Origin of the sequence: Gracilimonas sediminicola (genome assembly GCF_024320785.1) — a bacterium.
Lineage (GTDB): Bacteria > Bacteroidota > Rhodothermia > Balneolales > Balneolaceae > Gracilimonas > Gracilimonas sediminicola.
On record NZ_JANDBC010000002.1, the window covers coordinates 415,214 to 440,048 of the forward strand.

Below are 24,835 nucleotides of genomic sequence, written 5' to 3' on the forward strand. Positions count from 1 at the left end.
GTTAACTTACGTCATTCTGACAGTATGTAATTCTAAAGGTATCAGTACTATCTATGCAGCTTGCCTGACACTGAGCTGATACTTTAATTCTATTTTCTTTATGGATCGAGAAGTTTTTCAAGAACAGTTTGGTTTGCTTGGTAAATCAGAAGCCATGCGGCAGGTTATCGACAAGATTATGCAGGTCGCTAAAACTGATATCACCGTAACTTTACAGGGCGAAAGCGGGGTCGGTAAAGATGTTACCGCCCGGGCCATCCATGCCATGAGCGACCGAAGCCGTAACAACCTGGTTATAGTAAACTGCGGGGCCATCCCCGAGGGAATTATTGAAAGTGAATTATTTGGCCATGAAAAGGGAGCTTTTACCGGTGCCGAAACTTCCCGCGAAGGATACTTTGAGAAGGCTAACGGCGGCACCATCTTTCTGGATGAAATTGGCGATACTCCAAAGAATGTACAGGTAAAACTACTTCGTGTACTTGAAAACGGCGAGTTTTTCCGGGTAGGGTCCAGTAAAGTGCAAACTACCGACGTGCGTGTTATTGCTGCAACCAACCAAAATCTGTGGCAGATGGTGCAGGACGGTTCTTTTCGGGAAGACCTGTACTACCGCCTCGATACCGTTCAGATAAAACTCCCCCCTCTGCGCGACCGGCAAGAGGATATCATCCCTATCTTCCGGAAGTTTGTAGAGGAGTATTCGGCCCGATATGATTCCGTGTTTAAAGGTTTTTCTGATGACGCCCGGGAGCTGCTTATTTCCTATCGCTGGCCGGGAAACATCAGGGAGCTGAGGAATGTAGCCGAACAGCTGGTTGTACTCGAAAAGTCCCAGTTTATAGATACAGATAAGCTTCAAAAATATCTTAAAGGCCGGCAAAGACAAGGCAGAACCGATAACCTGCCCATGGTAGCCGACGATGCTTATCAGGCAGAAAGCAAAGGTCCCGGCAGTGACTTTGACCATAAAGACCGCGAGCTGGTTTACCGGGCATTGGTTGAGTTGAGAAACGATATTGCCGACGTTAAAAAGATGTTTGCCAATTTCCTTTACTCCACCTTTTCAAACAAAGGCCTGAAGGCTTTACCGGCTTCCGTGCGCGACGAGATGGATAAAGCGGAAGTATCCGGTGTGAATGTTGATCTTGGTGACCACGCTACATTGGGAATGCAATCTATGCCCGAGCAGCCTGAATTAGATGAAGAGGAAGAATCGGAGCTTGTTGATTTCCTCCAGAACAATGAAATCCCCTCTATAGAGGAAGCAGAGAAATTTCTCATTCATCAGGCCCTGAAACGGTTTGATGGAAACCGCCGAAAAGCATCCGAAACGCTGGGTGTAAGTGAACGAACCTTATACCGCAAATTGGATCAGTATGGCCTGGAATAGAATACTACTTTTAGTAACGGCTATCTTCTGCCTGAGCTTTAGCAGCTGCCTTCGTTACAGCTTTACCGGAGCCTCTATTCCTCAGGGCGTTAATACGATTTTCATTCCTTTCTTTCCGGATCAATCAAACAGCGGACTTGGGGATTTAAGCAACCGACTGAATGAAGCACTCATAAACAGGTTCGTAAATCAAAGCAAACTTCAGCTGGCAAATAATGAAAGTGATGCCGATGCCGTGTTGGACGGGGTGATAACCGGCTACACCAACCGCCCTTTCAGTATTGGAGGTGATGAACAGTCTGACCAAAACGAGGTTACAATTACCGTTCGGGCAACCTTTAAATATGCCTCCAAAGAAGAAGCGGAATGGACCAACACCTTTTCCGGGAAGTTCACATACGATCCTACTGATGACCCCATTAACGGGGAAAACGAAGCCGCAAACAGTGCTCTCGAACAAGCAGCAAATAACATGTTTAATGATGCCGTGAGTAACTGGTAATTAGCTTTGATTGTAACCCTACTTCACTTTATTATTGTTCAGTCTTAATACAGCCCATGCAACAACTGCCATTCAACATACCAAAGTCATTGTCTTCTTATGTAGAGAAGTTCGGGGATAATCCGGAGGAGATTACCCGGAAACTCAGGAAGCACCTAAAGAAAAGAGGTCCCGATGCGGTTGGCCATTTTCTACTATCATGGTTCTACCATCTGCAGGACAACAAAAAGGATGCTATTAAAGAGGCGTTGAAAGCAAAAACCTATGCACCCGGCAGTCCGTTAATGGAACATTTACATTATTTCCTGGTCCACCCCGAAAAATTCGAAGCCGCTATCCCTACTACTTCTTACACCTCTTCTAAGCTTAAATTACAACAGGGTTCACGTACTTCACCTATATTGGATTTGGACAGGCTCATCGGAATGCTGGAAGCGGTGGAATCAAAACGTATTCAAATTCCTACCGATGATGAGGATTTTGATGATTCCGACCTGAGTAAGGAGTCCGAAGAAATCGATGATGTGGTTACCGAAACGCTGGCCAAAATTCATTCAAAGCAAGGCCGGAAATCAGAGGCTATTAAAATGTACGAACGGCTCATCGATAAGGATCAGGACAAGGCAGAGCATTATCAAAAGCAGATTGATAAGCTCAAGAATAAGCAGGAATCAGCCGACTGATTGAACCCTACTTCCTATTTAACAAAGGGATTATGCTGTTTCTCGTGAGCGATTGTAGTCTCAGGACCGTGCCCAGGGTAAACGGTAGTATTTTCAGGTAAAGTGTATAGCTTCTCTTCGATACTTTTTGACAGCAACTCAAAGTTACCTTTATATAAATCCGTTCGGCCGATGCTTTCTTTAAACAGAGCATCACCGGCTATAACCAACTCCTGTTCCCGAAAATAGAGAGAGATGTGATCGGGGGAATGTCCGGGTGTGTATAAACAGTCAAATTCAAAATCGCCTATAGAGAATGAGCCCTCCGTCGGCAGAGCCTCCGGCTCAAAACCAAAGCCGGTTTCATTGATCCCAAACATCTGGGCCTGACTTCCAAAATTTTCCCACAGAAACCGATCTTCTGAGCACAGATAAACCCGTGCATCAAAGTCATTTCTCAATCGGCTTATTCCCAACACATGATCAACATGGGCATGGGTAAGCAAAACCGCCTTCAGCTCACCGGTCATTTGTTCCTTCATCTTTTGATACTCGGTCTCGTTTGAGAAACCGGGATCAATAATCAGATGCTGCCCGTTTTTGGTGAGCAGATAGGTGTTTTCGAGAAAAGGGCCGACTTCAAATTTTTGAATTTCCATAGGCTACATAAAAAAAGGATGCACCTTTGCAGATACATCCTTCTTAAAAAACGATTGCTAAAATTACTTGTCGTCGCCTTTACCGTATCGACGCTTAAAGCGGTCAACACGTCCGGCTGTAGACGTAAAAGTGTTACTCTTGGTGTAGAATGGATGGTTTTTAGAGTCAACCTCGCTGCGATACACTCCGTCTTTGGTATCCATAGTGCTGCGGGTTTGTACCTCGGTACCATCGCTCATCACTACCGTAATTTCTTTGTAATCTGGATGAATTCCTTTTTTCATGGTCTTATACTTGCTTGAAATTTGCAAAGGCCCTAAATATAAGGCTAACAAAAACTGAATTCAATCTAATTATCACTCAAATTCATCGTAGCCTTCTTCGTCTATATCTCCCAGCGAGGAGAACATAGAACCTAACATATCGGTGTACAATGTTTGGTCGTCCAGATCTTGCTTGCTGAGCATCGAATTCTGATACAGCGCTTCCAGCACAAAGTCCATCCAGATTAATAATTCGGATGAATCGGCTTCGCGAACCTGAGATTGAACCAACTCCTTCAGCCCTTCCACTCTGTTCAGCGACTTCTCATATTCTTTGTTTGAAATGGTGTCCGATATACTGATTTCATTGCCGTCAGCAAACCAATCCATAATTTCTTTGTAGGTCGATTTCTTGTCTTCGGCTTTAGCCTGTGGATCGGGAAAGTGTGTCTTAAACATCTTACTTACTGCTTTGCCCAGAATATGTTTTGCAACGCTGATAGCTCCTTCCTGCTCACCTTCATACACCAGTTCAATTTTGCCGGTGAGAGCGGGAACCATATGATATAAATCGGCGATTCGAACCGTTGTCTCTTTCTCATTATTTAGAATGGCCCGGCGTTCTGCGGAGGATACAACCTGTTCCAGAGCGGTGATGGTCATCCGGGTAGAAACCCCACTTTTTTGATCAACATACTCGGATTCGCGTGCTTCAAAAGCGGCTTTTTCAATTACTTCACGATATAAATCGGGAATGTGAATTTTGATTCCACTTTCCCGTTCCTGCCAGGCTTCCTGTCGGGTAATATCTATTCCCACGCCCAGCTCTTTAGGATAGTGAGTAATAATCTGAGAGTCGATTCGGTCTTTGAGTGGAGTAATTATATTTCCACGGTTCGTGTAATCCTCAGGATTTGCAGAAAATGCCATCGACACATCTAAAGGTATTCTGACATTGAACCCCCGAATCTGAATATCCCGCTCCTGCATGATGTTCAACAACGCCACCTGTATTCTGGGTTGAAGATCGGGCAGCTCATTGATTACAAAAATCCCACGGTTGGTTCGGGGAATCAGCCCAAAATTGATCACATTTTGATCAGCAAGCGTCAATTTCTTAGTAGCTGCTTTAATCGGGTCAATATCGCCAATTAAATCTGCAACGGTTGTATCCGGGGTGGCCAGTTTCTCACCATAACGGTAAGAGCGGTGAAGCCAGTCAATGGGCGTATCATCACCCTTTTCCTCAACTAATTCTTTGGCGTATTTCGACAGTGGGTTAAGCGGATCGTCATTGATTTCCGAGCCTTTAACAATGGGAATATACTCATCCAGGAAATTAACCAGCAGCCTTAACATTCGGGTTTTTGCCTGCCCCCGCAACCCAAGAAGAATCATATCGTGCCGGGAAAGAAGTGCGTGCTGAACTTGTGGAATTACTGTTTTATCGTATCCGAGTATTCCGGGGAAAAGCTCTTCACCGGACCTCATCTTCTGTATTAAATTCTTGCGTATCTCTTCCTTAACTGATATTGATTCCCAACCACTTTCCTTTAGTTCACCTAATGTACTCGCCTTCATTCTGATCCTTCGATGTGCTATGATTTTTACTTCCTGTTTTCATAACCCACATTAAAGAGTCTTCATTCAGCTTCTTCGAAATTCTCGAAAATATTTGTAATCGCCCGGGCTTTTATCAGCGTCTCCTCCCACTCCGCCTTTGGGTCCGAGTCGCTGGTGATTGCCCCTCCCACCGGATAAACCAGCTTATCACCCTCCGAAATAGCCGTTCTGATGACCACATTAAAATCAAAATCCCCGTTTGGCCTTATATAACCCATGGCCCCGGAATAGATTCCGCGTTTGTAATCTTCGTACTTCTCGATGGCCTTCATGGAAGCAATCTTTGGCGCTCCCGTCATGGATCCCATAGGAAAGCAACTTTTTATAATCTCGATGCTATCGGTGTGAACGGGCACGGTACACTCAACCGTTGAAACCATTTGATGCACCGTCTCAAAGCTCTGGATTTCAAACAAATTTGATACCTTCACGCTTTGGGTTTCCGCCACCCGACTGAGATCATTTCTCACCAGGTCAACAATCATCAGGTTTTCCGCCCTCTCTTTCTCTGATTGGCGAAGTTTTTCGACATCAAGCAGTGCCTTGTCTCCGGCTTTCCGTGATGCAGTTCCTTTTATAGGTTGTGACCAAACACGATTAGCTGTCCTGGCTAAGAATCGCTCAGGAGATGAACAACAAATTGAAAGGCCTACGATATTTGCATAGCCACCAAAAGGAACCGGGCCTGCTGCTTTCATGGCTTCATACAAATCCCAGCTATCGCCTTTTATTTCAAATTCCAGGGGGTGAGACAAGTTTATTTCATAATACCTGCCTTCATAAATGTCTTTCTTTGCCTGCTCTACCTTCCTGATATATTCAGATTCTGAAATCTGTCTTTTTGGGGTGATGGATATTTCTCCGGGCTCTAAGCCTTTTCGCAATGCCTCATTCAGCTCGCCCTTCACAAATTTTACCTTGCCGGCTGCATCAATCTCAATTAAGGTCCCGGGAACCATGAAGTATAAATCAGGTGCGTTTATCAGCTCTTTATTATCGGACTGCAGGTTCTCAACATTGTTTTTTAGATCATATCCCAGATAGCCAAACAACCATTCGTTATGCTCTTTTTTGAACCGGCTCAGATAATCCCAGGGATCGCCTTTAAACGCTTGTACCGACTCCCCGTCCCATACCTCGATCTCGCTACCACGGGCTTTAATCCATGCCGAAGGCTGCATCGCCAGATAGCTTTTCGTGCTTGCCGGGTGACCGGGCATTTGAGATTCAAGCAGAATGACATCCCCCGCATCTCGTGATCTGCGCACTAAAGCCGATATGTATAGTTCTGCTTTTTTCATATAAAATAGGCGACCGATTATAAGGCTTCTTTCACTCTTTTTGAACGTTTTTTCGTATCATTGTCGCGATGATTTACAAAAAGCTTCTCAAACCCCTTTTATTTAAAACAGATGCGGAAAAAGCTCACGACTGGGCCCTCTCTATTGCATCCAAAACCAATAACTCGCCACTGCTGCAAACACTGGCAGCAAGCCTGTATAACGAAACCCGCACGGAGTTAGAACAGGAATTGTTTGGCCTCACGTTTCCCAACCCGATTGGCCTGGCAGCCGGTTTTGATAAAAACGGGACAACTCCCAGGGCAATGCAAGCTCTTGGTTTCGGCTTTGTGGAAGTAGGCAGCATCACCGCCCAACCATCTGACGGAAATCCAAGACCGCGCGCCTTCAGGCTTCCCAAAGATCACTCCTTAATCAACCGGATGGGATTGAATAACGAAGGAGCTGATGCTATCACCAAACGACTTTCTTCACTGAATTTGGATATTCCCCTGGGCGTGAATATTGCCAAAACAAACGATGCTTCCATTCATGGTGATGCTGCCCTGCAGGATTATTTATACAGCTACGAAAAGGCACAACCGGTTGCCGATTACATAACCATCAACATCTCGTGCCCCAATACCGGGGAGGGAAAAACTTTTGAAGACCCGGAAGCGCTCAGAGATTTACTCGCTACCCTTGAGCCCGGAAAAGAAGGGCAAAAGCCATCTTTAGTCAAGTTTACGGTAGATATCGAAAGAGAAAGCCTGGAAAATCTGGTCGGGATTTGTGAGGATTTTGGAGTGGCCGGTTATGTGGCTACCAATACTTCTTCCGTTAGGGATCAATTAGCAACCGGTGAAGATGTGTTGAATAGAATCGGCAATGGCGGATTAAGCGGAAGGGCGATTCAGCAAAGAAGTACACAAGTTGTACAGTGGCTGGCTGAGATCACCCAAAATGAGAAGCCGATTATTGGCGTTGGTGGAATTGACAGCCCGCGTGCAGCCATCGAGAAAATAGAAGCCGGAGCTTCCCTGATTCAGATTTATACCGGACTGGTTTATGAAGGCCCGGGATTGGTTAAAAGGATTAAAAGACAGCTTTAAATACTGCTGATCAATTATTGACCGGGAATGTAACCTTACACTCTACCGAAACAGCCTGTCCTTCGCTCATAACCGGCTCAAAACTTAATCCTGACTCAATCCCCTGCTCAAAGGCTGAAACGAGCTCAGCGGGCGCATTTTCGGTCTCCAGTGTAAACTCATCCACAACACCACGCCTATTCACCCGAAATAAGTAGGTTAACTCATTAACCTCGATGTCTTTCGGGATGGTTAGATTACTCAGGAACGACTGCATCCCACCCCTTACCGTTAGCTCTGCCCCGATACTTTCACAACTCGTATAACCTTCGGCCGGTGATGTCTCCTCTTCAGCTATAATTTCAGGTTGCTCTGCCGGTTGTATCTCTTCTTTAACAACCGGCACGGCAAGTTCTTCCTTTATTCTGTTCACCTTTCCCACATAGTCAGAATCTGTAAATATTTCTAAAAAGGTGTCGGCTGCTGTACGGGCGCTGTCCCACATCGCTCCTTCATAAGGAAAAGATTCGGTAAACACGGGTTTGGTTAAGCTTGAGTCTACCAAAGACTGCAAATCCTGACGCATGTCTTCGGTGATGGTGGTGTCGTTTAGCGTGGCCTCAGCTGAATCCTTCTCCATTTGAAAGGCGGCTCTTTTTTGCTCCCATACATCATTCCGTTCAACCCAATCAGAAATTTTTGAACGGTAGTCCGGATTATCTTTTCCGGCCATCATATAAGACTGAATAGCCTCATAAAGTGCCTTGGGGGCAATCCGGTGTGTTGAATTATTGAGCGATAACTGTTTTAACCGGCTCGCCTTTTCAAGGTGTGATAGCGAGTCTTCCGAGTTGATTTCGTTATACACTTCGAAAGGACTTTTTGTGTTTTCCTTTTCCCCGAGTGTTAACGGGATTCCAAATTTCTCAGATACCCGGCGGGCATATTCCGTTTCAGGATATTCTTCGATAAGTCGGCGGGCATAATAACGAGCCTCGTCTTCGTTTTCCTGAATAGAATAAAGCTCGGAGAGTGAGTACAGAGAAACCGTATTGATGTTCACTTTAGAAGGATTCTCAATGGCCTTCTGGAAATAATAGGTGGCACTGTCAGGTGAGTTTAACGACAGAAAAAACAAGTTTCCCAATTGATACTGATAGGATGCAATAAGTTCCTGTACCGAATCCTGCTCCTGTGGTGTAAAAGGAATCGCACTCAAATCAATCTTTACATTAACCTGCTGTTGGTTTGATGCCGCACCGGAGCCTGCCACTGCACCATCGGCCTCATTCGAGATGGCTGAATAATCAATCATGCTTTCAACCCGCCAGTTATCAGCTAAAGGCCGGTCGCCCCAAATAGCATAAAATTGCTGACGTACATTTTCCTGAACAACCGGGTTATTAGAATTCAGAAATCCATTACTCATGTTATTGGTAGCGTCCGATTCATCCTCATTTCTGTTTACCGTCACCAGTTGGTTTTGCTGTTGTTCCTGCTGCTCTTTCAGCCGTTCCAACTCGGCTATTTTCTTCTTCCGCAGTTCCACTAACACAGAGTCGAAGGCTTCCGGAGAAAGGCGTCCCAGACGAAGAAGGCTATCCTGCAGAGCTATTTCAGATTTGAACCGGGCATAGTTACCAAAAGATTCTGCCAGCTCTTTTGCCTGAAAGTCTTCTGGAAGTTTTTCGGCGGCTACATTCTTCTGAGCTGCAGAATCATAGTATGCAGCGGCTTCTTCAAAATTATCATAGGAAAAACGGTAAATCTCGGCCAGGCCATAATAAGCCCGGGCAGCAATATCCGGGGTCGGCTGACGAAGGTTATTATGAAGCACGTTGTTGTACAGCTTTTCCGCACGTTTGTAATTATTGCGTTCGTGCTCTGTTCTGGCCAGTTCGAAATCGAGCTCAGCCTTGTATTCAAGATTCTTATCATCCCGAACCATGTCGTCAAAAATCTGAAAGGCTACTTCATTGCGACCAAGTGCGCGGGCCACTTCCGCTTTTTTGCGCTGAGACAAATACTGGATCCGGTATTCCACATAATGATTCTGAACTTTGTTATACGCATCAAAAGCAGCTTCGGGATTACCTAAGCGTTCGTAAACCTGCCCAAGTAAAAAGTATCCTTTCTCCCGGTATTCTTTCTTTTCAAGGTTTGGAAGAGCTTCCGAAAGTACGTTTGCCGCCACCTGCCAATTTTCCATCTTAACGTGATGTTGGGCAAGCAAAGCCTTTGCTTCCGCACGGTAGCCTTCATTCCATTCCCCCTCAAGAAGTGTCAGCTGTTCAGATAGAAAGGCGATCCCTTCATTGTACAGCTCCATATCCAGCAATACTCTTCCCTGCCATAAAATAGATTTTTGCTGCATATCAGGGTTCTCGGTAGTCACGAACAACTCTTTAAACTTCTGATCTGCCGAGAAATATTCCTGCCTGAAATAATACGACTTACCGATTAAGCCGATGGCATCGTCCACCCATTTCGTTTCTTCGTAGCGTCGAAGTACATCGGCTCCTTTCTGAATGGCTTTATCAAAATCCGAAGCTCCTGCATTTACCGGTTTGGGGTGAATCCGGATGGGCTGAAGCGGATTATACTCGCGCTGCTGATCCAGGTTTTTTTGAAGCCCCGACTGGTAACTCTTCTGGGCATTGTAATAGGTGTTATAATAAGCGTTGAAATTCTTCCATTTTGATTGGAACGAGGTTTTACACCCTGTCAATAGAATCAAAACAAAAGAAATAAAAAGGAGTCTGCGCATCATCATGTTGTTGCTTTAACGCACTGCTTTATTCAATCGTACTTACTTTGATCATGTTTGTGCGGCCACGTTTGGCGATAGGCATGCCCGTAGCTACAATCACACGGTCACCATTTTTAACCATGCCGTTTTCGTGAAGGTAATCCTCCATCATCCGAACGCTTCTGTCAGTGTCAAAAAGTTCATCCAGTCGTACCGAATATACGCCCCACACAAGATTTAACTGGCGGCGCACTTTTTGGCTTTCGGTAAAAGCAACAATGGGTACTTTGGGACGAAATTTAGCGATTCGCCGGGCCGTGTTTCCAGAATGGGTGATCGTGCTTATGGCTTTTGCCTCTACATTATCAGCAATGGTAACGCAGGAATAGGCTAATGATTCTATTACCTGTTTTTCTTTCCATTCCGGTTTTCGATAGCCTAGGCTGTTGTAAATTTGCGGGCGCTTCTCTTCCACCGAGCGGCAAATCCGATCCATCACATTCACAGCTTCCATCGGGTATTTACCGGCCGCTGTTTCTCCGGAAAGCATTACGGCGTCGGTTCCATCCAGTACCGCATTGGCAACATCTGAACTCTCAGCACGAGTTGGGCGTGGATTATTGATCATTGAATCCAGCATTTGTGTAGCCGTAATTACCGGCTTACCGGCCATCCGGCATTTCTCGATAATCATTTTCTGAACGATGGGAACCTGTTCTGTGGGTATCTCAATTCCCAAATCGCCGCGGGCTACCATAATGCCATCTGCTTCTTCAATAATCTCATCGATTACATCCAGAGCTTCCGGTTTTTCAATTTTTGCAATAATGGCTGCCTGACTTCCCGCTGCTCTCACTCGGGAAATTATATCCCGAACGTCTTTCGCTGATCTAACAAACGACAGGGCGATCAGGTCCACATCCTGCTTAATCCCGAATTCCAGATCCTTTAGGTCTTTTTCGGTTAAGGATGGAATTGAAATCCTCACATTGGGAAGGTTAACACCTTTTCGTGATTTCAGCTCGCCACCAATTACCACCTTTGCCTGCAGGGAATCCGGCTTTTTCTCGATCACCTTAAATTCAAGCAGGCCGTCATCAAGAAGAATGGAATTACCGACTTCGGCTTCATGCAGCAGGTTTTTATAGTCGATGGGGATTACGGAACTGTCTCCGGTTACATCTTCCCCGGTAATTTTCACGATGGAGCCAGTTTCCAATTCAACCCCACCGTTTTTCATTTGGCCCACTCTGATTTTAGGGCCTTGCAAATCCATTAAAACCGGAACGCTATATTCATATTTCTTAGCTGTTTTCCGGATATGTTTAATCACTTTGGCATGATCTTCATGGGTGCCGTGTGAAAAATTCACCCGGGCGACGTTCATACCGTGTAATAAAAGTTCTTCTATCTTGTTAAGAGTGTTACAGCTGGGGCCAATAGTACATACAATTTTTGTTCGGCGCCTTGCAGATATCATATAGAGTGTTTATTTAAAGTGAGCAAGTGTTTTAACATAGTTAAGATAGGTTAAATGTTACAATCATTGTGAATTGTTTTTTAAAAAAGAGGCCTCACCATGAAATTACTACCCAGAGATTTTTTTTACTCCCTTTCCCTCATAGGTTTACTACTACTGATTTCAGGTTGTAACAGTTCTTATATAGAAGATGTTAAACGAGGGTCTGATTATGCATACCAACCCGGTCATCCTGAATTGAGAACTGAAATAGCCGGAGTAATCAGTTCCAGTCAACAACTTAAATTATTGGTTTCAGGAAGTATCCCCAAAAACAGCCTGGTATTCAAAAAAGACGAAGACAACTTACAGGCTAAAGTGAGCATTGAAATTGAGATCAGAAACACAGACCAAAATAAGGCTGAGTCTTTTAACTACCCTATTAAATTGGACCGTACTTTAGCCACCAGCGGCTTTGAAGACGACATTTACCTGTTTAACAAAGAGTTTAATATATCCCCGGGCAAATATTCCGTGACCGTAGCAGCTACTGATGAGGCTACCGGTAAAACTACCATAAGAAGTGGTGAAGTAAACCTGCCGGATTTAGAAGAAGAAGTAACGAATATTACCAATATCCGGATTTTTGCTAAAGCGGAAGAGCTCAATAATAACTTTTTCCCGGTTACAACTTACGATGTAAGCCTTGCCGCCGACAGCCTTAAATTTGAATTTCAGTTATTCAATTCTACCTCCGACCCGGTTACCCTGCAGGCCCGGTTAATTAAATTCCGCTCAGACAGTTCCTATTCCTCCCCCATGAGCTTTGTGAACAGATCTTCTTCAAGCATTAAATATAAAGGCATTGACTACCGTGACTTTGAAGTTATACAAAGCACTCAACGACAGCTTAGCCAGCCCGGTAATGTGACCATCGAGTTTGCTTTTGAGAATCTTCCAAGGGGCAATTATCGGTTTGAGGTGAGTCCAAACCTAAACGATAAGGAAACCCTGTACAAAGCCCGGGACTTTTCCATTAAAAGTAACAACTACCCATCCGTTAAATCTGCAGAAGAACTTGCTGCTCCACTCATCTACCTGATGCCGGACAAGGAGTACGAAGAACTTATGGCTATCGAAAACTCCGACTCTTTGAAAGCAGCGATCGACCGTTTCTGGCTAAGTAATATTCAAAATTCAGCCCTAGCCAGAAATATAATTTCCCTTTACTATCAGAGAGTGGAAGAGGCTAACAAGCTTTTCTCTAATTTTAAAGAAGGCTGGAAAACAGATATGGGTATGGTTTACATTTTATTGGGCCCGCCGCTTTATCAGAATCGAAGCTTAAATGAGATTCAGTGGTCTTACAACTATAATGCGAGCTTACCGGAATACACGTTTTATTTTAAACGGAGCAAATCAAAATCCGATTTCTATCCTTTCGACCACTACATACTTCAACGAGACAACACCTATTTTCAAATAGAATACAGAGTAAAACAACTCTGGTTGTCAGGTAGTATTATCAATTCAAATATTTGATACACTACAATACTTAGACAGGCCTGAACTCTGGTGGCTATAAAAATAATATCAGCGAATGCTGGGGTCTTTTCAGGTAAATAAGCGAGTCGTTAACGACATCGCAGAAGACAAGAACTGAATGTAAGGGTACATCCATTTCAAGTATTCGGACCCTAAACTGCCTTTTCCGACGGCTAAATTTCGTTAGGGTGACGGTGCAAATAGTAAACAATTGGGCAAGATTGAGTCGTGAAGATTTTTTCATGAATCCCATTTGGGGGATTTTACAGAGTGATTACCTGATTGTAGTAAACGACTCTTTCTCTATTACCTCTCCGTTCCCAACTTAACAACGATATCCCTTTCTAAATTATTAATACCCTGAATTCGAGATGAATATAGCTTACAACAGTAAGTACTCAAGTCAGATTGCAAGGCATAAAAAAAGCTGCCCTCGTTAGAGAGCAGCTCTTAAATATCAATTGAATGAATTGATTAGCTAAGGCTTATTGATCCCACCATACATTGGTAGTTGGTGCATCAGGACCTTGAGCATCAACAGCGGCGTTGTAGTTCTCCGTATTGTTAGTCGCCTCAGAAGTTGGGTACGTAAAACGTACAGGTATTTGATTCAATACCCCCCACTCGTTTGGCTCTAAATCAGGATAACCTAAACGTCTCCATTCAGACCATGCTTCGTAGCCGTTTGGAAACAATGCCAGCCATTTCTGGTAACCAATCTGCTCTTCCCAAGTTGTAGAACTGTAAGCAACTTCAGGATTTGCAAGATAAGCGGTAAAATTAGCTTGATCGAATACGCCCCACTGGTTCCATGAAGCTTCGATACCTGCATTGTAATGATCGGCAGCTACTCCGGTAATCCAACCACGCTCAACGGCTTCTGCTTGCGCAAACTCCATTTCAGCTACGGTAATAATTGGAAGTGGAGCGTCTTGCTGCCCAACTCCTGGGCCACCGGCACCAATAGCAGAACCCGGGAATGAAATTGCCGAGTTCGGAAGGTTACCAGCATTCTGCAAGAATGGTATTCCTTCAATTTCATCGAAGGTCACTTCACTGTCTCCATTGTCTTCATCCGGAGCAGGATTTGCATATACCAGGATTCGGTAGTCATTCAGGGCCTTCATGGTATCCGCTATCGTTTTATGGATAGCATAGTCAGTTCGTGTTCGGAACCGGCTGTACCATGGGTTTTCGTTATCCGCATTAGATAAATACGGATACATAACATCTTCCTGAATAATGCCATCACTAACGGCATCTGCGAATTCTGTTGAGCCTAAAGAAGCATTTGCTTCAGACAGGCGCAGTGCAGCACGCGCACGCAGACTGTTTGCAAAAGCTGCCCACTGATCCATATCACCTTCAAAGATGATATCTCCCACAACAGCTGCGGAATTTGGATCAATCTGCTCAGCCGCTGCTTTCAACTCTGCAATAAGATCAGAGTAGATAGCGTCTTGTGCATCGTATGCAGGCTGAAGGTTTTCTCTACCCTGAAGTGCTTCAGAGTAAGGAACCATTCCCCAACGATCAGTGATCATCATGTAGAAATAGGCCTTCAGAATACGAGCCACAGCAATCTGGTTGGCATTGCTACCACCGGAAAGTACGTTGCCGGCTGTTTCAGGGTTAGAATTTAGATCAATAATGGTCTGCAGATCCTGTAGCGGACCTGTGTACCATCCGTTAAAGTTGGCATTTACGTTACGGTACTCCTGGTCGTCAGTGTACTGAGTTTCCCCAATATACTGCACCCAAAGAGTTCCCATTACGGCGCCAACCTTACTATCCATGCTTTTCTGAGCATTCGTAAGCAATAACTCAGTTCTTACCTGTGATGGGTTATTTGGATCCGTATTGATGTTTCCAAAATCATCACAGCTCGCAAATAGAACGGTCACTAATGTAACAAGAACTATGCTTTTTACGGCTTTCATATAATTTTTATTTAAAAAGTTCATAATAATCTATCTCCTATGATTTAAAATCCTACGTTGATATTAAATCCGAAGGAGCGTGTTCCCGGTATGGTTCCACCTTCCCAGAATCCAAATCCATTTGCGTTGTTCTGGATAGCTGACGGATCAACACCGGTAACGCTTGAATAGATTAATAATGGATTCATAGCTACAAGCGAAACGCTTGCACGAGACAGAGGCAGTCGCTCAATGGTACTAACAGGAATGTTGTACGTTAGAGATACTTCTCTAAGCTTAATGTAGCTTGCATCTTCCAGCCATTCTTCTTTGTTGAAGAACTTGTTCAGCCAGTAAGTTGGCGCATCTACAAGATAAGCAACCTCATTACCATTGGAGTCAACTCCTTCCAGAAGCATACCACCTGAAGCAGAGTTTGCACTTCCTACAGGTACGGAAACCACTTCATTTCCATTAGCGTCAAGAACCGGATCACGTACAGGGTTACCCAAATTGTTGTTTCCAACAGTTTCCTGGGTCAGACCGGAGTAAGCACCGAACATTCTTGAGATAGAATAGAATTTTCCGCCTTTCTGGAATTGTACAAAAGCTCCTAATGAGAAGTTCTTGTAGTTTACATCAAGGTCGAAACCACCATTCCAATCAGGAAGAATATTTCCTAAGTCTTTGTTGGTTTCCAGCTCATAAGCAGTTCCGGAAGCATTAACGATTGGCTTACCGTTCTCATGACGGAGTGTACCACCGTATCCACCGGAAGTAATGGCTCTACCCCACTCTTTGCCTTCTTCAGCATACAACTGAAGACCGAAGAATGCACTTTCAAGCAGTCGGGTATCAATACCTTCGGCAAGTTTAACTACACGGGATGTACTTGCTGACCAGTTAACGGTCATATCAACAGACAGATCTCTGGACTCAATTGGAGTGGTTCCAACAGCAACTTCCCAACCGGTAGTTTCAAATTCACCGGCGTTAACCAAGGTGGCGTTATATCCACTTGATCCGGGTGCATCCAGCTGAATGATTTCATCTTCACGTACAGAGTTGTAATAGTTAACGTCTGTGCGCAGTCTCCCGTTAAAGAAGCGCAAGTCAACACCAAACTCGTAGTCGGAAGAAATCGCCGGCTTCAAGTCAGGGTTAGAAAGCACATTTGGGATAGACTGTGTAGGCTGACTTCCGTATGGAGTAGCACTATTGAATGTCTGCAGGATTCGGTAAGGATCCAGATCACTTCCTACCTGTGCAATAGAAGCTCTCAGCTTACCAAAGCTCAGGATATCCTGATTGCTGAACAGATCAAATTCAGTGAAGATTAAACTTCCTGAAAGTCCGTAATACAGATATGAGTTATTGTCTTCAGGCAGTGCAGAAGACCAGTCATTTCTCAGAGAACCTTCAACATAGATGAAGTCTCTGAAACCAAGGGTAGCTGTACCAAATAAACTGCGAACTTCTTTCTGCTCTTTATAACTTGTTACATCCGGTCGGTTAACCGAAGCATCAATATTGAAGAAGTTAGGAGTGGAAAGACCACCAACAGTTTGCTGGATTACAGAGCTGTAGTCCTGTGTAAGAATATTACTTCCTAAATAACCGGAAACAGAGATGTCTTCAAAGTCTTGGTTGAAACGAGCACCAAGCTCATAGTTCACTTCGCGGCGAGAACGCTGAGCAATGTAGTACCAGTCTTCTTCAAGACCTCCACTGCCAATACGATCTTCTACAGTGAATGAATACTGATCAAGGTGTAATTTACCAAGCAGTTCAATGTTCTCATTCACGTTATAGGAAAGATTGTAGTTTCCATATACACGATCCCGGTCATCCTGCTGTACGTTTTCATATACAGAGAAATATGGGCTATCCCAGTAAAGCGGACGAGTATTCGTGTTGGATCGAATATTCCAGGACATCTTAGTACCGTTATCCTGCTCGTACTGCTTCAGGTAATCCATTCGTAGCTGTCGCTGGAACCACTGATTCATAGACTGAGCAGGGTTACCCTGAGCAGCTGAATATCCGGTTGCAGGTCGGCCTTTACCTTGTGTGTTCACATAGTTGAATGCGATACTTGAAGTCAGCTTGTTATTGTGATTCAATGACCCATTGAAGTTAATGGCTGTCTTATCAAGATCGGAGTTCGGATACACGCCGGTTTGATTGGTATGGTTCACGCCTGCGCGATACGCTGCATTACTTGAACCACCGGAGATAGAAAGCTTGTTCGAAATACGAACACCGGTTTCGTAGAAGTTACGAACATTATCCGGGTTGGCTTCCATAGGAATTTCTGTTCCATATTCGCTTTGTCCGTCTCCGTCAAAGTCATGATCAAACCAAGACCACCATGGGCGATACATAGTACCATCCATTCTTGGACCCCAGCTCTCATCAGCTGCATAGTTTAACCCATTATAGGTTTGGCCATCCGCTGGATCAGTGTACTGCAAGAAGTCCTGCGTATATCCACCACCGTACTGGTTTTGGTAATCAGGCAGAATGTACACGTTTTCAAAATGTGTACTGTTAGAAAAGTCGATGCGTACCGGTTGGTCAGCACCCATTTGTCCGTTCTTGGTAGTAATAAGAATTACACCGTTAGCAGCACGGTTTCCGTACAGTGCAGATGCCGCAGCACCTTTAAGTACCGAAACGTTCTGAACACTGCTCAGGTCAATATCGGATGCAAGGTTACCAAGGTCACGACCTCGGGCAGACCCACCACCTGATACTAAGAATGAGCTGTTATCAACGGGTGTTCCATCTACTACGAATAGTGGCTGGCCATCAGATAGTCCGTTAACACCACGGATTCGGATACGCTCAGATCCACCCATAGTCGGGCTTCCTACAACCTGAACACCGGCAACTTTACCACCAAGAGCGCCAACAACGCTATTTTGGTCAACTTGTGCAAGTTGTTCAGCGTCAACGTCCTGAACGGAATAACCGATAGATTTCTGCTCACGGCTCACACCAAAAGCAGTTACTACCACGTCTTCAAGTAGCTGAAGATCTTGTGCCAGTTCAAAATCGAATGTGTTATTGTTTGCATTGACGGTCATTTCCTGTTCAATGGTGATGTAACCTACCGAACTCACACGAAATGTGTAGGTTCCGTATTCAACACCACTTATTGAATATTCGCCATCAATATTAGTAGCAGCACCAGTAGCCAAATCCACAATGTATATTGCAACCTGTGGAAGAGGATCGCCAGTTTCTGCATCAGTTACTGTCCCGGTTATGGTTGTCGATTGCGCAAAGGCTGCCGACATAAAAACCATGGACATAATCGTACTGAAAAGTAGCTTTTTCAACATATTATACCTCTATTGTAATGTTTCTGTTAAAGAATGTAAGCGATGATAACCAAATGACATCCTTGATTCAACCTTAATTTACGTTCTTAGTGGCTAACAATAATTATGATGTATGATTAGCTCATTGTTCTGTAGTCTCTTAGGAAAAATATACTGTGAATGAAATATATTCAGGCTGATATTGGTTATGATAAATGATGCCTTGTAATTACTTTTCAACCACCTTTACAGGATTGTCTCTACCGATTAGAACAAAATTATAACTGAGTAAATACCACATGATTCGCTTCTATAGAATTACCTCCTTTGTTCTTAGCTTACTTATACTTTTGGTTTTTCAGGGTTGTTCAAATCAATATGTTGATGATATTGACCGGGGATCGGGCTATAATTATCAGCCCGGTTTGCCGGAGCTAAGGCTGGCAACTTCCGGCCAGATCACTGAATCAAACACTCCCAAAATCATTGTTTCCGGAAATGTTGTGTATGGCAGCCTGGTCTATTCCCAAAAAGACAGTGTATTTGAAGCGAGCATCCTGGTAGAAATCCTGATCAGAAGTACCTCTGATAAAAATGAACCTCCTAAAAGAAGAGAATTTGTTCAAACGGTAAGAAGAGCAGACCAAAGCATCATTAACAACCAGGAAGTGTTTCGGTTTGAAGAGTCATTCACCGTTTCTCCCGGCACATACGAAATTCAAACCATGGTAACGGATCAAAAGTCCGGCAAGAGCACCCTGCGAACCAGTAAAACCGAGCTCCCAGATCCTTCTGATAATATTTCCCACATCACGGAAATCAGGATTTTGGGCAAAAATACGGATAGCTCACAGGAAAGCTTTAACCAGGCAACCACCTATGATATTCCTTCAAAGATAGATTCTTTGAAATTCGTATTTCAGGTTACCAATAATAAGCCCGATGATCCTCTGGATATAGAATCACGGCTTCTTAAGTTCAAATCGGATACCACCATTGCACGGCCCATGCACTTCAATAACTATTCGCCGTCCAGCATACAATACCGGGGTATCGAGTATGATGATTATGAGGTCATTCAAACCTCAACACGTACGCTTAACCAGACCGGCAGCGTTTTAATCGAATTTGAATTTGTAAATCTTGACCGGGGAAATTACCGGCTCGAGGTTACTTCCAACAAAGGGGAAGAGAATGAACTTTATAAAGCCAGAGATTTCAGCATCAAGAGCCCCAACTACCCTTCTTTAAGAACAGCCAAAGAGCTGGCTCGACCTCTTGCCTATTTAATGGAGGAAAAAGAGTATGAAAAACTGATGGGCATTGAAGATCCGGAAAAAATGAAAAAAGCCATCGATCGGTTTTGGCTCTCCAATATCCAGAACTCCAATATGGCCCGGAATGTCATCACCATGTATTACGAACGCGTGGAGGAGGCCAACAAGCAATTTTCTAATTTTAAGGAAGGCTGGAAAACAGACCCGGGGATGATCTATATTTTATTTGGCCCGCCCTGGTACAGCGATAGCTTTTCAGATCAAATGGTTTGGTCTTATTCCTACAACCAAAACGATCCGGAAAAAACCTTTCTGTTTAATCAGTCTAAACTGAAATCAAAGTATTATCCTTTCTTTAACTACCTGCTTCAGCGCAATGGCTTTTATCACCAGGTACAATATCAGCAAATAAACCGCTGGCTGAATGGAAGTATTTTGACTACTAACTTGTAATTCTTGAATTTTTGAAGCCCCATATCCTCATATTATGAATTCAACCAGCCCACATAACTCCTTTCGATACCAACTTAAGAGTATTTTGGGTTGTTTGATGTGTTGCGCTGTCTTTGTTTCATGTTCATCAAGCTATTCCGGGAAAGCTGACATAGGCAATAATACTGTTCCTGAATTGGGGCTGCCGTACATTACCGTCACTACTTCATCCAATGTAACTGAAACGGGCCAAACCCAAGCCCTTGTATATATCTCAATATTTGAAAACAGCCTGATATTCAAAAACCAGCGTGACTCCCTGGTAAGCCGTATCTCTATTAGCCTTGATATAATTAGAGAAAATGATAACGCTGAAATAAGTAAAACGTATCAGATTTTATTAGGAAAAGATCCGGATACCAAGTATTACGAGCAGAATACAATTTACCGACGTTTCCAATATGACCTGCCTCCGGGTGAATATAATGTTAAAGTTGGAATTACTGACCTGCATTCCGGAAAGCAAACTACCAAAGGTAATGATCTGTACGTGCCTGACCCGAATGCAAGATCTGTGTCTATCAGCAATGTACGGTTCTATGAAAAGCCTTCCCCTGAGGAAAATTTTCTTGCAGTAAACAGATATAATGTCAACACCGGCTTTGACTCACTCAAATTCACTTTCCAGGTCACCAATGGCAAAGCAAGTGAGTTACTGGATATAGAGTCTAAACTAATTCGCTTCGAAGCAGATACAAAACCTGCCCGGTCTATGAGTGAGCGCTCCTTAAGAAGATCGAGTATAGAATATAAAGGTCTGGATTTTACAGACAGAAATGTTGTTCAATCTAATGCACGCAAGCTTGAGGCTATGGGAAGTGTTACTATAGAGAACAGTTTTACCGACTTAAGCAAAGGAAACTACCGATTCGAAGTAAAAGTAGAGACTTCCTCCGGAGAAACCTTTTTTGAGGTTCGTGACTTCTCTATAAAGAGCAAAAACTTCCCCTCGTTAAAATCGCCAAAAGAATTAGCTGAACCCCTTATATATATAATGAGAGAAAATGAGTACAACGAACTCCTGAAAATCGGTTCTGAAGACTCCTTAAAATCAGCCATAGATGAATACTGGCTTAGCAATATAAAAAATGTACCGAAGACCAGAAGAATTCTTCAACTCTATTATGAGCGAGTTGAACAGGCAAATATTCAATTTTCAAATTTTAAGGAAGGTTGGAAAACAGATCCCGGAATGATCTATATCTTATTTGGCCCACCTTTGTATATAGACAGTGGATTTGGTGAAATGACCTGGTTCTATGAATTCGACAGTGGCAATCGAACCCCACGCATCTTTTTTGAGGACAAGCGCTATGGTAACACCAAGTTTCCATTTGAGAACTTCATACTCAAAAGGTCTTCAGATTTGTTCAATTTGCAGTACCGCCAAATACAAGCCTGGCGAGACGGTTCTATTCTATATCTAAGCCAATAATAAGGTTATAGAGAGTTAACATTTCAGTAATTTCTGTTTTGTTTTTAATACCCAATCTTTTGATATTGAGTTTTAATTGATATTAAGGTGTTTAGATTGAGTAATCGATCGTTTCACTTTGTATCTATCCTATAACTAAAATCAAAGCTACTATGTTTAAAAAGCTACTATTCATGGCATTCGCCATGTTTTTGTCTGTTTGTGCGTATGCGCAAACCGGGACAATTACAGGTGAAGTCACCGATGCTGAAACTGGTGAAGCCCTCATTGGTGCAACCGTATATATTGAATCTATTCAAAAAGGTGCCCAAACAGACATTGATGGTATGTACACTATCAGCAGTGTACCTGCCGGCACATATACTATTAACATTTCTTACGTTGGATACGAATCTTTTACTTCTGAAGTACAAGTCGGATCCGGAACGGTAACTCTGGACGCTCAACTAAGTGTAGACCTCGTGGGTCTGGATGAGGTTGTGGTAACAGGTTTTGGTACTATCGACCGAGCCTCTTTCTCCGGTACTGTTTCTTCCGTAAGTTCTGATCAACTTGAAAACGTACCTGTTGCTTCTATTGACGGTGCGCTTCAAGGGAAAGCAGCCGGTGTTCAAATTACAGCAAGTTCTGGTACTCCAGGTGCTGTACAAGACATCCGAATTCGCGGAATCAGTTCTATTAACGCCGGAACAGACCCACTATTTGTAATTGATGGTGTGCCCGTTATTTCCGGAAACATCAGTACAAACGGCGCTACCAGTAGTCTTGGATTCCTGTCTACGCTTAACAGCTCCGACATCGAATCTATCACAGTATTGAAAGATGCTGCTTCTACTGCTCCTTATGGTGCCCGAGGTACTAACGGTGTAATTGTTATCACCACCAAAGAAGGCCGCAGAGGAAGTACAACCTATTCTGTTTCTGCCCAGCGTGGTTACAACAACAAAGCTGTAAATGGACCAGACCCACTTAATGCTGAGCAATGGGATGAAATTTACCAGCAAGCATATGGAGCTGCTTCTCCTTGGGACGGCCAAACCAATAGCAATTGGGAAAAAGCTGCAACCAACGAAAACGCGCTTCAGCAAGAGTATTCTCTTTCTGCACGTGGTGGTAACGACGTAACCAACTTCTATGCTTCCGGTAGTATTTTTGACCAGGAAGGTACCACTGTTGGTACAGAAATTAACCGTGCAACCGGTAAATTCGACATTACTCACCGATTGGATGAAAGAGTAAGAATTAACAACCGTACAACCGGTTCTTTTGTTGAGCAAGATGGTATTCTTGAAGGTGCTGGTTACTTCGGTAGCCCGGTTCTGGCTAAGTATTTCATGCTCCCTATCGATCCTGTTAGAAGCCCTGATGGTTCTTACAATATCGATAATCTGTCAAACGCTATTTACAATCCTCTTTACACTCAAGAGAACGATATTGACAGAAACAGAACAGCCAGAATTCTGAATAACACTCAGATTGATATTCAAATTCTTGAGAACCTTAAGTTCGGTTCTAAGTTTGCTATCGATTACCTGGTAAGTGAAGAGAAAAACTACAACAACATCTTTTACGGTGATTCTGACGATGAAAGCGGTCGTGTTGATGACTACTGGTTACGTAACTTTAACTATGTATTCCAGAATAACATTACCTACAATTTCACGCCTAACGTAGATAACTCTTTCGTATTTAAGCTATTCTCTGAAATTCAGAAGAATAGCCGATACGAAGTTGGTGGTTCAGGTGAAGGTATTGCCGCACCGGGACTCATTAACCTTGCTACAACAGCAAACCCTGTTGCTGCATTTTCTGAGTCAAGCGACTGGGCTGTAGCCTCGTTCACAGGTCTTGTGAATTATGGTTGGTCAGACAAGATCTTTGCAGATGGTAGCATCCGTTATGAAGGAAACTCCCGATTTGGTGAAGACTACCGATGGGGTACTTTCTACTCTATTGGACTTGCTTATGTGTTAAGTGAGGAAGACTTCATCCAGGATTTAGGCTTTATTGACTTCCTGAAAGTAAGAGCTTCTTACGGACTGACTGGTAACTCAGCGGTAGGTCTTAATAACTACCAGGCAACCGTTAACTACGAAGGTTCTTATTACGGTAGCCCAGCTATCCAAACAGACAACCTTGGTAATAACAAGTTGTCTTGGGAGAAAGCCAATTCTTATGACTTAGGTCTGGAATTTGAATTAGTTGACAAAGTATCAGGTTCTGTAACCTACTTCAGAAAGAACAGTTATGACCTGCTATTTAACGTACCTCTTTCACGTACGACGGGTCACAACAGCCAAACTCAGAACATTGGTGAATTATACAACCAAGGTTTAGAGATTGAAGCTAACGTTGATGTTGTAAGAACAAGAGACTTTGCATGGAATATTGGTGGTAACCTGACTTTACTTGAAAATGAAGTTACCAAGTTGCCAGCTGATGCCAATGGCGAAGACATCGAAATTACTACCAGCACCAGATACAGAGCTGTTGAAGGGTTTGCCGTAGATTCATGGTACATGCGTGGATGGGCCGGTGTAGATCCTGCTAATGGTGATCCTCTATGGTACACCGACGGAACCAAGTCAGCTACTACCAACGATTACAATTCAGCTGAAGCCTTCTCTCAAGGTGCCAACGCACAACCAACTACTTTTGGTGGGGTTAATACCCGCGTAGATGTTAAGAACTTCTATGTAAGTGCTGATCTGTATTACAGCTTTGGAAACAAAGTTTATGACACATGGGCGTTTATTAATTCTTCTGACGGCCGTTTCACATTCTTGTACAACCAGTATGCCTCTCAGTACGACCGATGGCAACAACCGGGTGATGAGGCGTTAAACCCTCGCCCAACTTCTGGTAATGCAAGACTTACTGCTGCTACCTCTTCACGATTCCTCTATGACGGAGATTACCTCCGACTGAGAAATCTTAATGTTGGGTACAACATCCCCTCAAGAGCTTTACAGCAGATCGGTCTTAAATCAGCTACGGTATATTTCTTAGGCCAAAACCTATGGACTCATACCTTTGACGATTTATTAGAATTTGATCCTGAAGTTAGAGCTGATGGATTCTTAGATCTAAACGCGGCGCCATTAAAGTCCCTGACTTTTGGTATCAAAGCTAACTTTTAAAAACTACCATAATGAATAT

At 43.6% G+C, this 24,835-nt stretch carries 16 protein-coding genes; 8 read left to right on the top strand and 8 right to left on the bottom strand.

Annotated elements, in window-relative coordinates; genetic code table 11:
- Nucleotides 1-100: 100 nt before the first annotated feature.
- The 3 genes from NM125_RS11690 to NM125_RS11700 are packed head-to-tail and all read left to right on the top strand — an operon-like array spanning nucleotide 101 to nucleotide 2,578.
- Nucleotides 101-1,393 carry a sigma-54 interaction domain-containing protein gene (locus NM125_RS11690; protein ID WP_255135113.1) on the top strand — a complete coding sequence of 431 codons (1,293 nt, stop codon included), beginning with the start codon at nucleotides 101-103 and terminating at the stop codon, nucleotides 1,391-1,393.
- Nucleotides 1,380-1,895 carry an LPS assembly lipoprotein LptE gene (lptE, locus tag NM125_RS11695; RefSeq protein ID WP_255135114.1) on the top strand — a complete coding sequence of 172 codons (516 nt, stop codon included), beginning with the start codon at nucleotides 1,380-1,382 and terminating at the stop codon, nucleotides 1,893-1,895. Before NM125_RS11690 ends, lptE begins: the two co-directional genes overlap by 14 nt.
- Nucleotides 1,896-1,951: 56 nt before the next feature.
- Nucleotides 1,952-2,578: a tetratricopeptide repeat-containing protein gene (locus tag NM125_RS11700; protein WP_255135115.1), complete on the top strand. Its 627-nt coding sequence runs from the start codon at nucleotides 1,952-1,954 to the stop codon at nucleotides 2,576-2,578.
- 14 nt (nucleotides 2,579-2,592) lie between these two features.
- Here NM125_RS11700 and NM125_RS11705 read toward each other — a convergent pair whose 3' ends face one another.
- From NM125_RS11705 to NM125_RS11720, 4 genes are all read right to left on the bottom strand, one after another.
- Nucleotides 2,593-3,216, bottom strand: coding sequence for an MBL fold metallo-hydrolase (locus tag NM125_RS11705; protein ID WP_255135116.1), 624 nt, complete (start codon nucleotides 3,214-3,216; stop codon nucleotides 2,593-2,595).
- A 63-nt stretch (nucleotides 3,217-3,279) separates the two neighbouring features.
- Nucleotides 3,280-3,501, bottom strand: coding sequence for a 50S ribosomal protein L31 (rpmE, locus tag NM125_RS11710; protein ID WP_255135117.1), 222 nt, complete (start codon nucleotides 3,499-3,501; stop codon nucleotides 3,280-3,282).
- Nucleotides 3,502-3,573: 72 nt separating this feature from the next.
- A complete protein-coding gene (locus tag NM125_RS11715) occupies nucleotides 3,574-5,061 on the bottom strand; it encodes a sigma 54-interacting transcriptional regulator (protein ID WP_255135118.1) in 1,488 nt (495 codons plus the stop codon).
- Nucleotides 5,062-5,123: 62 nt separating this feature from the next.
- Nucleotides 5,124-6,404 carry an anthranilate synthase component I family protein gene (locus tag NM125_RS11720; protein ID WP_255135119.1) on the bottom strand — a complete coding sequence of 427 codons (1,281 nt, stop codon included), beginning with the start codon at nucleotides 6,402-6,404 and terminating at the stop codon, nucleotides 5,124-5,126.
- Nucleotides 6,405-6,472: 68 nt separating this feature from the next.
- On the opposite strand from NM125_RS11720, the gene NM125_RS11725 reads away from it, so the two are divergent.
- Nucleotides 6,473-7,495 carry a quinone-dependent dihydroorotate dehydrogenase gene (locus tag NM125_RS11725; protein ID WP_255135120.1) on the top strand — a complete coding sequence of 341 codons (1,023 nt, stop codon included), beginning with the start codon at nucleotides 6,473-6,475 and terminating at the stop codon, nucleotides 7,493-7,495.
- A 10-nt stretch (nucleotides 7,496-7,505) separates the two neighbouring features.
- On the opposite strand, the gene porW is transcribed toward NM125_RS11725, so the two are convergent.
- Together porW and pyk are read right to left on the bottom strand one after the other, a co-directional pair.
- Nucleotides 7,506-10,247 (bottom strand): type IX secretion system periplasmic lipoprotein PorW/SprE, encoded by a 2,742-nt coding sequence (porW, locus tag NM125_RS11730; RefSeq protein WP_255135121.1) that lies wholly within the window; start codon nucleotides 10,245-10,247, stop codon nucleotides 7,506-7,508.
- 22 nt (nucleotides 10,248-10,269) lie between these two features.
- On the bottom strand, nucleotides 10,270-11,703 hold the full coding sequence (pyk, locus tag NM125_RS11735; RefSeq protein ID WP_255135122.1) for a pyruvate kinase: 1,434 nt from the start codon (nucleotides 11,701-11,703) through the stop codon (nucleotides 10,270-10,272).
- Nucleotides 11,704-11,802: 99 nt separating this feature from the next.
- Here pyk and NM125_RS11740 point away from each other — a divergent pair, with 99 nt between their 5' ends.
- A complete protein-coding gene (locus NM125_RS11740; protein ID WP_255135123.1) occupies nucleotides 11,803-13,224 on the top strand; it encodes a GWxTD domain-containing protein in 1,422 nt (473 codons plus the stop codon).
- Between the two features lie 488 nt (nucleotides 13,225-13,712).
- Here NM125_RS11740 and NM125_RS11745 read toward each other — a convergent pair whose 3' ends face one another.
- A complete protein-coding gene (locus tag NM125_RS11745) occupies nucleotides 13,713-15,167 on the bottom strand; it encodes a SusD/RagB family nutrient-binding outer membrane lipoprotein (protein ID WP_255135124.1) in 1,455 nt (484 codons plus the stop codon).
- Nucleotides 15,168-15,211: 44 nt separating this feature from the next.
- Complete coding sequence (locus NM125_RS11750) at nucleotides 15,212-18,493, bottom strand: SusC/RagA family TonB-linked outer membrane protein (RefSeq protein ID WP_255135125.1); 3,282 nt, start codon at nucleotides 18,491-18,493, stop codon at nucleotides 15,212-15,214.
- A 278-nt stretch (nucleotides 18,494-18,771) separates the two neighbouring features.
- On the opposite strand from NM125_RS11750, the gene NM125_RS11755 reads away from it, so the two are divergent.
- From NM125_RS11755 to NM125_RS11765, 3 genes are all read left to right on the top strand, one after another.
- Nucleotides 18,772-20,202 carry a GWxTD domain-containing protein gene (locus NM125_RS11755; protein ID WP_255135126.1) on the top strand — a complete coding sequence of 477 codons (1,431 nt, stop codon included), beginning with the start codon at nucleotides 18,772-18,774 and terminating at the stop codon, nucleotides 20,200-20,202.
- 34 nt (nucleotides 20,203-20,236) lie between these two features.
- Nucleotides 20,237-21,676: a GWxTD domain-containing protein gene (locus tag NM125_RS11760; RefSeq protein ID WP_255135127.1), complete on the top strand. Its 1,440-nt coding sequence runs from the start codon at nucleotides 20,237-20,239 to the stop codon at nucleotides 21,674-21,676.
- Nucleotides 21,677-21,828: 152 nt separating this feature from the next.
- Nucleotides 21,829-24,816, top strand: a complete 2,988-nt coding sequence (locus NM125_RS11765) for a SusC/RagA family TonB-linked outer membrane protein (protein WP_255135128.1) — start codon at nucleotides 21,829-21,831, stop codon at nucleotides 24,814-24,816.
- Nucleotides 24,817-24,835: the final 19 nt, after the last annotated feature.